We start from the raw sequence: 13,090 nt of genomic DNA on the forward strand, positions 1-13,090 counted from the left end.
GCCCCGGCAGGAGACATCTTGCGACGCATCAATGGAACCGCCGCCATCCTCGTGGCGATCGCCGCGACGATCGGCGTGCTCATCTATCCGATCTGGACGTACGAAGACCGGTCCGGGACCGGGGTCGCCAATCTCAACGCCTCCACGGTGAACACCAAGTGGGGACCGCTGTCGGCGCTCGACCGCGACTTCCTGGTCAAGGTCAGGCTGGCCGGCCTCTGGGAACTGCCCGCCGGGCGGCAGGCGATGGAGCGGGCCCCCACGCAGGCCATCCGCGACGCCGGTGACCATCTCATCGTCGGCCACGCGGACCTGGACCGCCGGGTCCGGGACATCGCGGGCAAGCTCGGCGTGGAGCTCCCCAACGAGCCCACCGAGCAGCAGAAGGGCTGGCTCCGGGAGATGGACGAGGCCCAGGGCGAGGAGTACCAGCGGAAGTTCGCCAACCTGCTCCGCATGGCGCACGGCAAGGTCTTCGGGGTCATCGGCCAGGTCCGGCACAACACCCGGAACACCCTCGTCCGTGACATGGCCGACGCCGCCAACGTGACCGTGCTGGACCACATCACCATGCTGGAGAACACCGGGATGGTCGACTTCGAGACCATCGCCGCCGAGGAGGCGGACGCCAACACGGTCAGCCCCTCCGGACCACCGCCGCCCGACGGGGGCCCGATCGCCTCCCCCGTGCCGGTCGAGCCGCCCCCGGGCCTCAACGTGACCTCCCTGCCGTCCGCCGCGCCGCAGACGACCGCACCCGGTGACGACCCGGGCGACGGTTCGGCGGGCAACAACGGCCAGGGTGACGGTCAGGCCGGCGGCGCGGGCGACGAGCCCGCCCCCGGCGCCGGAGCACCCGCCGGCGCAGCCCCGTAGGCCCCGAGACGGGCACCGCGGTCCGCTAGGGCGGCCGACCGCGGTGCCACTGCGGCGGAGGGGTGGCCCCCCACCACCCACCCGGCCACCCCTCCGCCGCACATCCCTCCTCCCCGTCCCCGCCTCGGCGTCCCCCCACGCCGGCCCGGTCCGCAGGCACCGGCCACCACCGGCCACCACCGGCCGCCACCGGCCGCGGACCCGTGCCTCTCCCCCCGCCCCGATCCCTGCCGCCCCGTCCCACGCCCGCCGCCCGTGCCCCGCCCCCCGGGGAGCACGGGCGGCGGCCGCGTATCCGCATCCTCGCGAGCCGCCGGGTCAAAGCCCCCAGGGTGGTCCGGGGAGCGCCGGGACGCACCGTCCGTTCCCGTGGAGGACGGCGTCCGGTGGGTTCTCCGGCGCGTGGCGAGGGCGGTGAGCGCCGGCGGTCCACCGCGCGTGGCGGGGGCCCCTCCCCGAGGGCGGGGCCGGCGGCTGCGCGGGAGACGGCCGGCGCCGGGGCCGCCGCCCGGAGGGCCTGCCCGGCTGCGTCCGGTGAGGGTCCGGCCGTCGGGCAGAACGCTGTCACCGGCGACGACCCCGTCACCGATACGGATGATGCCGCGCTCGCCGGGGTCGGCGAGGCCTCCCCGGAGACGTCCGGGGCGCCGGCCCACCGGGGCGATTAGCTCAAATCAACCTCTGGAACCGCCCCTCCCGCGGTTCACCGCCCCGCGCGGTGGCGATGTCTCCCCGCAGACGGCCGGCACCCGGCGGAGAACGGCGGGCGAAGGAGGCACGGGGATGGGCACACGACGCGCGGAACTGGGCACGGGAATCGGCTGGCGGCCGGAGATCGCCGGCACCGTCGAGGAGCTGCCCGGCCTCGACTGGGTCGAGGCCGTCGCGGAGAACCTCCGCCCCGGTCGGCTCCCGGCCGCTCTGCGGCGGCTGCGGGAGCGCGGCACGACGATCGTCCCGCACGGGGTCTCCCTCGGTCTCGGCGGCCCCGACCGGCCGGACCCGTCCCGCCTCACCGCGCTCGCCGCGTGCGCCGAGGCCCTGGACGCCCCGCTGGTCACCGAACACATCGCCTTCGTCCGGGGCGGCGGCCCGCTCACCGGCACGCCCCCGCTGGAAGCCGGGCACCTGCTGCCCGTCCCCCGCACCCGGGACGCGCTGGACGTGCTCTGTGAGAACGTCCGCATCGCCCAGGAGGCGCTGCCCGTGCCGCTGGCGCTGGAGAACATCGCGGCGCTGGTCACCTGGCCGGACGAGGAGCTGACGGAGGGCCGGTTCCTCACGGAACTGGTGGAGCGCACCGGCGTCGGGCTGCTGATCGACGTCGCCAACCTCCACACCAACCACGTCAACCGGGGCGAGGACCCCATCGCCGCGCTCGACGCCCTCCCGTGGGAGGCCCTGGCCTACGTCCATGTGGCGGGCGGGGTCGAGCGGGACGGTGTCTGGCACGACAGCCACGCCCACCCGGTGCCGCCCCAGGTTCTGGGGATCCTCGCCGAGTTGTGCGCCCGCGCGGATCCGCCCGGTGTCCTGCTGGAGCGGGACGAGGACTTCCCCGGCCCGGCGGAGCTGGCCCGGGAACTGGCGGCGATCCGCGAGGTGGTGACATCCGCCCGTGCCGGCCGCGCCGCCCGCCCCGGTGGGCCGGGCCGGTCCGCCCACGAGCGGGGGCGGGAATCGCGCTCGGCTCCCGCACACGACGGCCCGGGCGGCACGGCAGGCAGGGGCGGCACGGGCGGCGAGGGGGGTACGGGCGGCACCGGCCGTGGCGGGGGAAGCGGCGGTCCCGACCGCGCCCCCCGCGCGGCCGGCACGAGCAGCCCGGGCGCCTCGCAGGACTCGGGCGGCACCACCACTCCGGACCGCGGGCACCGCGGGGGCAGCGAGAACCGCGGGGGCCGCGGGAGCCGCTCGGTCGGCACCGGCGGCACCGGGCGCACGGCCGGCGTGGACGCCACCGGGCCGGCCGTCCATCGGCCGGCGCGCGCGCCGCGGCCGGTCCGGGAGGCGTCTCCGCCGGACGTCAGCGCGGCGGCCCAGGCGGGTCTGGCCGCGGCGGCCGAGGCGGCCGGGCTGGCCGCGGCGGTGGCGGCGGACGCGGCGGTCCCCCGGGCCCCCGCCACCGCCGCCGTCAACACCGCCGTCAACACCGTCACCAGCGGGCCCGGCAACACGGCGACCGGCAGGGACGGTTCCGGCACCGGGGACGCCGACGGGGGCGGTGGGTACAGATCCGGCAGGGAGCGCCCGGAGCCCCCCGGCGCCCGCTCCGCCGCCGCCCCCGCGGTGACCCGGGCGCCGTCTCCCGCACCCGCGTCCGCCCCCACGGCGCGGCCCGCCCCCGGCGGGCGAACCGGCGGCCCCTCTCCGGCCCACCCTGGGCGCCCCGCCCCCGGGCACGCCGTTCCCCGGCAGCGCGATGGCCGCGGGCGGGGTGGGGACCCGGACGCGGAGGACCCCGCCCGGCTGCGGCTGGCCGTGGCGCAGACGGCGCTGCTGGCGGCGCTGGTCGCGGACGGTCCCGTCCCCGCGGGCTTCGACCCGGGGCGGCTGGCCGTGCAGCGGCGGGCCCTCGTCGCCAAGCGGACCGGGGTGATCGCCCGGGTGGCGCCCGAACTGCCCCGCATCCTGGGGCCCCACTTCCCGGAACTCTTCGCCCGCTACGCGCGGGTCCGGCCCCCGGTGACCGGATACCGCCGTGACGCCCTGGAGTTCGCCCGTTTCGTCCTCGACACGCGCAGCAGCGCAGGCACCGGCACCGGTGGTGGAGCCGGCGGGGAGACCGCGGGCCCCGGTGGCGCGCCGGACCCCGCCGCCCTGCGCCGTCTGCACCGCTGGTGGCGGGAGCGCGCACGCCCCGTGCCGCCGCCGCGCCACCGGCTCGCCGCCCTGCTCCGCCGCCTCGCCCCGGCCCTGACACCGGCCCGGTGACCCTACGGCCGTGGCGGGGGCCGCCCGGCGCCCGGGGAGGGCCGTCCGGCGCGGACCGCCCCGGCCGCGGGCGCCCGGCGGGTGGCTCAGGCCAGCCCGGCGACCAGTTCGGCGACCGGCTTGCGGCGCCCGGTGTAGAAGGGCACCTCCTCGCGGACGTGGGCCCGCGCCTCGGAGCCGCGCAGGTGGCGCATGAGGTCGACGATGCGGTGGAGTTCGTCCGCCTCGAAGGCGAGCAGCCACTCGTAGTCCCCGAGCGAGAACGAGGCCACCGTGTTGGCCCGCACGTCCGGGAAGCCGCGCGCCATCTTGCCGTGGTCGGCGAGCATCCGCCGGCGGTCCTCGTCCGGCAGCAGGTACCACTCGTAGCTGCGGACGAAGGGGTAGACGCTGACGTACTCGCGCGGCCGCTCGTCGGCGAGGAAGGCCGGGATGTGGGACTTGTTGAACTCGGCGGGGCGGTGCAGCGCCATGTTCGACCAGACCGGCTCCAGCACGCGGCCGAACCGGGTCCGGCGGAAGAGGTTGTACGCCTCCTGGAGGGCGTCGGCGGTCTCCGCGTGCCACCAGATCATGACGTCGGCGTCGGCCCGCAGGCCGGAGACGTCGTAGGTGCCGCGGACCACCACGTCCTTGGCGGCGAGCTGTTCGAACAGCGTCTCGACCTCGTCCGCGTACCCCGCGCGGTCCTCCGGGAGCAGGTCCCGCAGCCGGAAGACCGACCAGAGCGTGTATCGGATGACCTCGTTGAGGTCCTTGGCCTTCTTCCCCGCGTTCGGGCTCTTCTCAGCAGTCATGCCCTCATTCTCCTTCTCCCGGCGCGGTGCCCGGCGCCAGGGTGGCCAGACCGCCGAGGACGTCCTCGGCGGCGGCGGTGCCCCCGGCGACACAGGCCGGGATGCCCACTCCGTCGTACGCGGCACCGCAGACCCGCAGGCCGGGCAGGTCCGCGAGGGCGGCACGGATACGCGCCACCCGGCCGGTATGGCCGACCGGGTACTGCGGCAGCCCGTCCCGCCAGCGGGTGACCCGGGTGCCGACGGGACGGGCGCGGAGCCCGGTGGCCTCGCCGAGATCCCGCAGGGAGACCTCGACCAGACCGGCGTCGTCCCGCTTCAGCTCGCTCTCCTCGCCGTGCCGGCCGACGGAGGTGCGGATCACGAAGAGCTCCGGGGCGGCCGCGCCGATCCAGCCCCACTTCCGGCTCGCGAAGGTGGCCGCCTTGATCGCCCGCCCTTCGACGGCCGGCACCAGGAAGCCGCTGCCCCGCGCACCAGGGGCGGGTCCGGCGGGTCCGGCGAGGCTGGTGGGTCCGGCGGGTCCGGCGAGAGCGTCGGGGCCGCCGAGATCGGCACGGCGGAAGGCCATGCTGACCAGCGCCATCGAGGCGTACTCCACGGTGTTCAGCTCCGCGGCGGCGGCCGGTGCCGGGCCGGCGAGCAGCCGCGCGGCGGCGGCGGCCGGCACGGCCAGCACCACGGCGTCCGCGGTCAGCACGGACCGCCGGGTGACGGCCGCGCCCGCGCGGGCCGCGGCGGCACCCGCCTCCCCGGCGCCCGGGCCTTCGGCCACCAGCCGCCAGCCCGCCCCGGCGCGGCGCAGCTCCCGTACGGCCGCCCCGGTGACGATCTCCGCCCCGCCGGCCCGGCAGGCGGCGGCGACGGCCTCCGGCAGCGTGCCGACGCCGCCCTCGATCCCCAGGAACACCGGTCCGGTGGCAGCCCCGGAGCGCCGCCGCAGCTCCTGCACCGCCCCGGTGAGCATCCGCCCCTCGCGGGCCGCCCCGTAGAGCTGGGGCACCGCGGCACGCAGCGACAGCCGGTAGGCGTCCCCCGCGTAGACCCCGCCGAGCAGCGGTTCGACGAGCCGGTCCACGACCTCGCGGCCGAACCGCTCCGCCACGTACGCGCCGACCGCGACGTCGGGGTCCTCCCCCTCGCCGCCGTCCCGGCCCTCCCGGCCCTCCCCGGGGACCGCACCGCCGGGACCGCCCGGGGTGCCCGGGGTGCCGGAGCGGTTCGAGCCGGCGGGCAGGGGCCGCACGGGCAGCTCCGGCTCGCGCCGCGCGCGCTCCAGCCCTTCCGGGGAGAGCACGCCCGAGGCCGCCAGCGCCGCCATGTCACCCGGTACGCCCATGACGTGCCCGGTGGGCAGGGGCCGCAGGGCGCCCCGCGTCCACAGCGCCGCCGTGGCCGTGGCGGGGGCCTGGAGCCGCTCGGCCAGGCCGACCGCGCGCGCCAGGCCGATGGCCTCCGGGCGGCGCGCGAGCAGCGACTCGGCACCGAAGTCCACCGGCACCCCGGCCAGTTCCCCGGCGAGCAGCTTCCCGCCCAGCCGCGGCGAGGCTTCGAGCAGCGTCACTCGCGCCCCGCCCGCCAGCAGCCGGTGCGCGGCCGCCAGTCCGGCGATCCCGCCGCCGACGACCACGACATGACCGCCGCGTCCGGCCCCGCCGGCCGCCGGGCCGCGGCCGGTCCCCGCCCCGGTCCCGTCGTCCGTCTCGCTCATGCCCCCACTCTCTCAGAGCGGCTCCCGGCCCCGGACGCGGCCCGGGATCCCGCCCCCGGGTGCCGCCGCGCCGGGCCCCCGGGACCGGGACGCCCGGGCCTCGGGGTCTCCGGGCATCCGGGCATCCGGGGGCATCCACCGGGCGTGACCGGGCAGGCGGCCTACCGTCTACCGTGGCGGGCACAGGCCCCGGGCGAGAGGACGACACATGGCGGCACCCAGGCGGATGGTCATCATCGGCGGCGACGCGACCGGCATGTCGGCCGCGTCGCGGGCGCGCCGGCTGAAGGGCCCGGACGAGCTGGAGATCACGGCGTTCGAACGCTCCTCCTTCGCCTCGTACTCGGCCTGCGGTATCCCGTACTGGGTCGGTGGCGTCGTCGACGGCCCGGAGGCGCTGATCGCGCGCACTCCGGAGGAGCACCGCGCCCGCGACATCGACCTCCGGCTCCGTACCGAGGTCACCGCCATCGAGACCGGGCGGCAGCGCGTCCGGGTGCGCGACCTCGACCACCCCGGCCCCGGCGCGGAGCGCTGGGTCGGCTACGACGACCTGGTGATCGCCACCGGCGCCCGCCCGCTCCGCCCGGAGATCCCCGGCATCGACGCGCAGGGGGTGTACGGGGTGCAGACGCTGGACGACGGCCGCGCGCTGGCCGAGTCGCTCGGCGAGCGGGCCGAGGGCGTGCGGGCGGTGGTCGTCGGCGCCGGATACATCGGCGTGGAGATGGCGGAGGCGCTGCGGCGGCGGGGCTGCCACGTCACGGTGGTGGAGCGGGACGAGCAGCCGATGTCCACGCTCGACCCCGACATGGGCCGCCTGGTGCACGAGACGATGGGCGAGTTCGGCATCGAGACGGTGACGGGCGCGGAGGTCACCGAGGTGCGCACCGGGGACGACGGCCGCGTCCGCGCGGTGTGCACCAAGGACGGCGAGTACCCCGCCGACCTGGTCGTCCTCGGCCTCGGCGTCCGGCCCGAGACCACCCTGGCGCGGGAGGCGGGGCTGCCCCTGGGCTCCTCCGGCGGGCTGCTCACGGACCTGGCGATGCGGGTGCGCGGCCGGGAGGACATCTGGGCGGGGGGTGACTGCGTGGAGGTCCTCGACCTGGTGTCCGGAAGGTCGCGCCACGTCGCCCTCGGCACCCACGCCAACAAGCACGGCCAGGTCATCGGCACCAACGTCGGCGGCGGCTACGCGACGTTCCCCGGCGTGGTGGGGACGGCGGTCAGCAAGATCTGCGAGCTGGAGATCGCCCGGACCGGGCTGCTGGAGGCGGAGGCCCGGGCCGCGGGCCTGCAGTTCGTGACCGTCACCACCGAGTCGACCAGCCGCTCCGGCTACTACCCGGGCGCGCGCTCCATGACGGTGAAGATGCTCGCCGAGCGGCGCACGGGCCGGCTGCTCGGGGTGCAGATCGTGGGCCGGGAGGGCGCGGGCAAGCGCGTGGACGTGGCGGCCGTGGCCCTCACGGCGGGCATGACCGTGGAGCGGATGACCAGCCTCGACCTGGGGTACGCGCCGCCGTTCTCCCCGGTGTGGGACCCGGTGCTGGTCGCCGCGCGGCGGGCGGCGGCGGAGGTGAGCCGCGACCTCCGGGGCCGCTGACGCGGAGGCGACAGCGGGACCGCCGGGATGACGCCGGGACCGCCGGACCGCCCGGCGACCGGCCCCGGCCCAGCGCCGCCCGGCGGGATCCGCCGAGGTGCCCGCGGTCCGGCCGCCGTACCCGCCCCGGGTCCGGAGGCCCGCCAACTGTTTCTCCGCGGCCGGGGGTGCACCCGTCCCGGGCGTCCCCGGCCTCGGTGACCGGGCCCCGGCCGGCTGCCCGCGCCGGGGCCGGCGGCCGGGGCCCGGCGGCCGGGGCCGGCGGACGGGGCCCCGGCGGCACCCGCGGCAGCCTCCGGCGGACGCGGGGGACGGCCACACGGCGAACACGCGGCGAACAACGCGCGACAAAGGCCCCACGGAGAGCCGTCTCCCGGCCGGGAGCCCAGCACGGCTGAGCACCCGCCGGCTCCGCCCCACCTCCCGCCGATCGGCGCCGAGTTGACGCCTCACCAGGGAGTTCGGGCCACCGCCACCCGGGGTTCACACCTCCGCCGCCCCCGCCATCCCACGTCCGGGGGTATTTCCCCGAGCGGCCGGGCCGGGACGGTCCGCTCGGTGATAATCGCCCCCATGCTCGAACGCACTCAGGCACGACCGGCCGTCCGTCCCGGGCCGCCCCTCCGTGAGCGCGTCGAGGCGGCGGCCCGGGAGGCGGCGCCCGCGCTGCTGGCCTACGCGGCCGTGCGTCTCACGGGACTGCTGGTCCTGACCGTGGCGGCGGCGGCCGGCGGCCGGGACGTGCCGGAGGTGCTCAGCAGGCGCTGGGACGCGGTCTGGTACGCGCGGATCGCGGAGCACGGCTACGGCTACACCGTGCTCACCCCCGGCGGGGCCCACTCGGATCTGGCGTTCTTCCCGCTGCTGCCCGCGCTGGAGCGGCTGGTGTCGGCGCTCGTCCCCGTGGGGCCGGGCGGCGCGGGGCTGCTGATCGGCTGGACGGCCTCACTCGTCGCGGCCTGGGGGATCTACGCGGTCGGCGCCCGGCTCCACGGCCCGGCGGCCGGGACGGTGCTCGCCGCGCTGTGGGGAGCGACCCCCACCGGCTTCGTCCAGTCGATGGCGTACACCGAGACGCTGTTCACGGCGTTCGCCGCCTGGGCCCTGTACGCGCTGCTCACCGGCCGGTGGCCGGAGGCCGGCGCGCTCGCCGCGCTCGCGGGGCTGACCCGGCCGACGGCGGTGGCGGTGGTCCTGGCCGTCGCGGTGCCCGCCGCCCTGCTGCTCGCCCGCTCCTGGCGGGCCGGCATCCCCGGCCGGATGCTGCCGCGGCTGCACGCGCCGGCGCTCGCCGGTCTGGCCCTGGCCCCGCTGGGCCTGGCGTTCTACGCCCTCTACGTGGCCGTCCGCCGCGGCGACCCGTTCGGCTACTTCGCGGTGCAGGCGGGCTGGGGCAACGGCCTGGACGGGGGCCGGGCGCTCGCCGCCTTCGTCCATCTCCAGCTGCGGGCGCATCCCCCGGCCGGGCTCGCCCTGTGCGCGGCGCTCGGGCTGCTCGGCTGGCTGCTGCTGCTCTCCGTGCGGCAGCGCCAGCCGCTGCCGCTGCTGGTGTACTCCTTCACCGTGGTGGCCGTCTCGCTGGCCGGCTCCGGCTACTTCGGCTCCAAACCACGGCTGATCATGCCCGCGTTCCCGCTGCTGCTGCCCGCCGCGGTGGTGATCGCCCGGCAGCAGCCGGCCCGCGCCACCTTGATCTGCGCCGTCGCGGCGCTGGTCTCGGCGGTGTACGGGGCCGTCACGCTGCTGGGGCCCGGACCGCCCTGACCGGCGGCCCACCGCGCGCCCCGCCTGACGGTGCTCCCGGCGCCCCGGTGCCCCGGTGCCGGGCGTACCGGCAGCCCGGCCGGAACCACGCCCGTGGCCTCCCGCCGTGCCGCCCGGTGCCCCGCGGGCTCCGGCTCAGCGGGCGCTGCGCTCCTGCACGTACTCGACGAGCCGGGTCAGCGCGTCCGGGTCGGTGGACGGCAGCACCCCGTGACCGAGGTTGAAGATGTGGCCGGGCAGGTCCGCCGCGGCCGCCAGGACCTCGTCGGCCTTGGCCTCGACGGCCTCCCGGGGAGCGAAGAGCACCGCCGGGTCGAGGTTGCCCTGGAGCGCCTTGCCGGGCCCGACCCGGCGCGCGGCCTCGTCCATCGGCACCCGCCAGTCGACCCCGACGACATCGGCGCCGGCCTCGCCCATCAGCCCGAGCAACTCGCCCGTGCCGACGCCGAAGTGGATCCGCGGCACGCCGTACCCCGCGACCGCGTCGAACACCTTGGCCGAGGCGGGCAGCACGGAGTCCCGGTAGTCCACGGGCGCCAGGGCACCGGCCCAGGAGTCGAAGAGCTGCACGGCGGAGGCACCGGCCTCGATCTGCACCCGCAGGAAGGCCGCGGTGATGTCCGCCAGCCGGTCGAGCAGGTCCGCCCAGAGCTCCGGCTCGCCGTACATCATCGCCTTGGTGTGCTCGTGGTTACGGGACGGCCCGCCCTCCACGAGATAGCTGGCCAGGGTGAACGGCGCCCCGGCGAAGCCGATCAGCGGGGTGGCGCCCAGCTCGCCGATGAGCATGGCGACCGCCTCGCTGACATAGCCGACGTCGTCCGGCTCCAGCGGGCGGAGCCGCTCCAGGTCGGCGCGGCTGCGGAACGGGCGGTCGACCACCGGTCCGACCCCCGGCTTGATGTCGAGGTCGATGCCGATGGCCTTCAGCGGGACGACGATGTCGCTGAAGTAGATGGCGGCGTCCACGCGGTGGCGCCGCACCGGCTGCAGGGTGATCTCCGTGACCAGGTCGGGCCGCATGCAGGAGTCGAGCATCGCGATGCCCTCGCGGACCTTGAGGTACTCCGGCAGCGACCGCCCCGCCTGCCGCATGAACCACACCGGGGTGTGCGGGACGGGCTCCCGGCGGCACGCCTTCAGAAAGGCCGACTCGGTGATTCCGGTGGTGTCGTGCTGCTGGCCCGTCACAGGAGCCCCCCTGATCGGTCCGAGCGGAGAACTCGGGGCTGGTCGGTGGTCACCCCGGAATCTTCGCACGCGCCGGGCCCGCCGCTCCGCCCGGCCGCCGCTCCGCCGGCCCCCTCGCGGCCCGCCCCGCCGGACCCGGCTCCCCGCCTTCCCGCTCCGCCCGGCCGGGGCCGCGCTCCCCGCCCGGCCCTTCCGCACCGCGCGGCCGTCTCCCCATATTTCAGCCGCTTTCACCCCCCGGCCCGGGCGCGGGCCCCCTCGGCGCCGCCACCTTTCCCCGGGCTCCGGGTGTCCTGCGCGGCTGCGGGCCCCGTTCCGCCTAGTCTTCCCGGCATGGCTGCGGCTCAGGGACCTCAGGGACAGCGTGCGGACGGTCCGGACCACGGGGGCGGGGACGAGACACCGGCCGCGTTCCGGAAGGCGGTCGACGGGCTGAACGGCGCGCGCCTGCGCCCCGAGACGGAGGTCACCCCCGCCCGCGCCCCCGGCCGGCTCGCCCCCTACGCGCACGCGGTGGAGGCGGCCGTCGTCCAGGACGGGGAGGAACTGGCCGAGGGCCGGCTCGTCCTGCTGCACGACCCGGCCGGGCACAACGCCTGGCAGGGCACGTTCCGTCTGGTCACGCTGATCCGGGCGGAGCTGGAACCGGAGATGGCGACGGACCCCCTGCTGCCGGAGGTCTGCTGGTCCTGGCTGACGGGCGCCTTCGACAGCCGCGGGGTGGCGCACCAGGAACTGAGCGGGACGGTGACCCTGGCCGGCTCGTACTACTTCGGCGGGCTGGGCGACCGGCCCCCGGCGACCCAGATCGAGATCCGCGCCTCCTGGACGCCCCGCGAGGACGGCGGCGGCGCCCCCGACACCGGCGCCCATCTCACCGCCTGGTGTGAACTCCTCTGCCAGATCGGCGGCCTGCCGCCCACGGGTGGCGTGGACGCGGCCGTGGTGACCCTCCCTCAGCGCCGCGGGCCCCGGCAGCGCTGACCCCCGGCCCCCCGACCTCGCCCGGCCCCGCCGGCCGAGGTTCCGGCCCCGCCGACGCCCGCCGGCCCCGGCTCCGCCGGCCCCGATCCCGTCCGGCAGCGGGGTGTCCTGGGCGGCTCCGGGACCGGCATCCCGTCCCCTCCCGCCGGCCCTTTCTCCCCCGGTCCTCGGCCGCCGTACCACCGGGACCACTCGCGAACGCCCTTTCCGGAAACCGCCCGGCCCCGGCGCGCACCGGCCCGGGCCGCGCGGGCCACGCCGCCCGCCCGTTCCCGCCCTCCTGCCCCTCCCCCGGCCCACCATCGAGCAGTCGTCCGAATTACTCGAATTGCCCGAATTGTTACTCACTAAATCGTGATCTTTCGCTAAAGCCTCCCCCGAATGCTGCCGAAGGAGCAGGTGTCCCCCTCCGGGACCACCCCTGACCCACCCCTTCGTACCGCGCTCTTCCCCGCACCCCAGCAGGAGGCCTGGTGTCCGTTCTTCTCGAGCAGCCCGCAAGCCTGGTCGCCTATCGTCCGAACAAGCCGACGGCCATGGTCGTCGTCGCCGACCCCCGTGTCCGCTCCACCGTCACCCGTCATCTGTGGGCGCTCGGGGTCCGGGACGTCATCGAGGCGTCCTCGATCGCGGAGGCCCGCCCCCGGGTCGCCAACCCCCGCGACATCTGCGTCGCGGACGTCCACCTCCCCGACGGCTCCGGCCTCACCCTCCTCTCCGAGACCCGCGCCGCCGGCTGGCCCAACGGCCTCGCCCTCTCCGCCGCCGACGACATCGGCGCCGTCCGCAACGCGCTCGCCGGCGGCGTGAAGGGATACGTCGTCACCGGCACGCGCACCAACCTGGGCCTCCCCGGCCGCCCCGGCGGCCTGCCGGTCGGCGCGGCCGCGGCCCGGATGCACCGGCGCCCGCCCGGCGCCCCCGGCCACCCCGGCGGCTACCGGGAACTCTCCGGCCGTGAGGTCGAGGTGCTGCGGCTGGTGGCCGAGGGCCAGTCCAACAAGGCCATCGGCGTCTCCATGGGGCTGTCGGCGCTCACCGTCAAGAGCCACCTCGCACGGATCGCGCGCAAGCTCGGCACCGGTGACCGCGCGGGCATGGTGGCCGTCGCCCTGCGCACGGGGATCATCCACTGAGCCCCGCCCGCCCCCCTTCCCCACCGCCTTCCGGCCTGCCGCGCCCGCCGACGGAACGTTCCGTCGGCGGGCGTCCGCGATCCATGGA

The 13,090-nt window shown here is 77.3% G+C and carries 9 protein-coding genes and 1 pseudogene; 7 read left to right on the plus strand and 3 right to left on the minus strand.

Annotation, left to right across the window (positions count from 1 at the left end; translation table 11 throughout):
- The first annotated feature begins 18 nt into the window (after window positions 1-18).
- The 3 genes and pseudogenes from HCK00_RS11065 (at window position 19) to HCK00_RS28870 (ending at window position 3,810) form a co-directional block, all read left to right on the plus strand.
- The gene (locus HCK00_RS11065; RefSeq protein WP_206320214.1) at window positions 19-876 is read left to right on the plus strand and encodes a DUF4142 domain-containing protein; all 858 of its coding nucleotides are present in this window, start codon (window positions 19-21) and stop codon (window positions 874-876) included.
- 783 nt (window positions 877-1,659) lie between these two features.
- A pseudogene (locus tag HCK00_RS11070) lies at window positions 1,660-2,542 on the plus strand (MbnB/TglH/ChrH family RiPP precursor modification enzyme); the annotation flags it as partial.
- An 815-nt stretch (window positions 2,543-3,357) separates the two neighbouring features.
- Window positions 3,358-3,810 (plus strand): SCO6045 C-terminal-like domain-containing protein, encoded by a 453-nt coding sequence (locus tag HCK00_RS28870; protein WP_512700806.1) that lies wholly within the window; start codon window positions 3,358-3,360, stop codon window positions 3,808-3,810.
- A gap of 86 nt (window positions 3,811-3,896) precedes the next feature.
- Here the strand turns inward: HCK00_RS28870 and hemQ are convergent, their stop codons facing one another.
- Complete coding sequence (gene hemQ / locus HCK00_RS11080; RefSeq protein ID WP_168101676.1) at window positions 3,897-4,607, minus strand: hydrogen peroxide-dependent heme synthase; 711 nt, start codon at window positions 4,605-4,607, stop codon at window positions 3,897-3,899.
- 4 nt (window positions 4,608-4,611) lie between these two features.
- A complete protein-coding gene (gene hemG, locus HCK00_RS11085) occupies window positions 4,612-6,318 on the minus strand; it encodes a protoporphyrinogen oxidase (RefSeq protein WP_168101677.1) in 1,707 nt (568 codons plus the stop codon).
- 208 nt (window positions 6,319-6,526) lie between these two features.
- Between hemG and HCK00_RS11090 the strand changes: the two genes are divergently transcribed.
- Window positions 6,527-7,927, plus strand: coding sequence for an FAD-dependent oxidoreductase (locus HCK00_RS11090; protein WP_168101678.1), 1,401 nt, complete (start codon window positions 6,527-6,529; stop codon window positions 7,925-7,927).
- Window positions 7,928-8,500: 573 nt separating this feature from the next.
- On the plus strand, window positions 8,501-9,691 hold the full coding sequence (locus HCK00_RS11095; RefSeq protein ID WP_206320215.1) for a putative hexosyltransferase: 1,191 nt from the start codon (window positions 8,501-8,503) through the stop codon (window positions 9,689-9,691).
- Window positions 9,692-9,826: 135 nt separating this feature from the next.
- Here HCK00_RS11095 and hemE read toward each other — a convergent pair whose 3' ends face one another.
- Entirely contained in the window at window positions 9,827-10,882 is a 1,056-nt protein-coding gene (gene hemE / locus HCK00_RS11100; protein ID WP_168101679.1) for a uroporphyrinogen decarboxylase, read from the minus strand.
- 333 nt (window positions 10,883-11,215) lie between these two features.
- Between hemE and HCK00_RS11105 the strand changes: the two genes are divergently transcribed.
- Both HCK00_RS11105 and HCK00_RS11110 read left to right on the plus strand, forming a co-directional pair.
- Window positions 11,216-11,866 (plus strand): DUF3000 domain-containing protein, encoded by a 651-nt coding sequence (locus HCK00_RS11105; protein WP_168101680.1) that lies wholly within the window; start codon window positions 11,216-11,218, stop codon window positions 11,864-11,866.
- Between the two features lie 473 nt (window positions 11,867-12,339).
- Window positions 12,340-13,002: a response regulator transcription factor gene (locus tag HCK00_RS11110; RefSeq protein ID WP_168101681.1), complete on the plus strand. Its 663-nt coding sequence runs from the start codon at window positions 12,340-12,342 to the stop codon at window positions 13,000-13,002.
- Window positions 13,003-13,090 lie beyond the last annotated feature (88 nt).

The organism is Streptomyces zingiberis, assembly GCF_012034935.1.
Taxonomy (GTDB): Bacteria; Actinomycetota; Actinomycetes; order Streptomycetales; family Streptomycetaceae; genus Streptomyces; species Streptomyces zingiberis.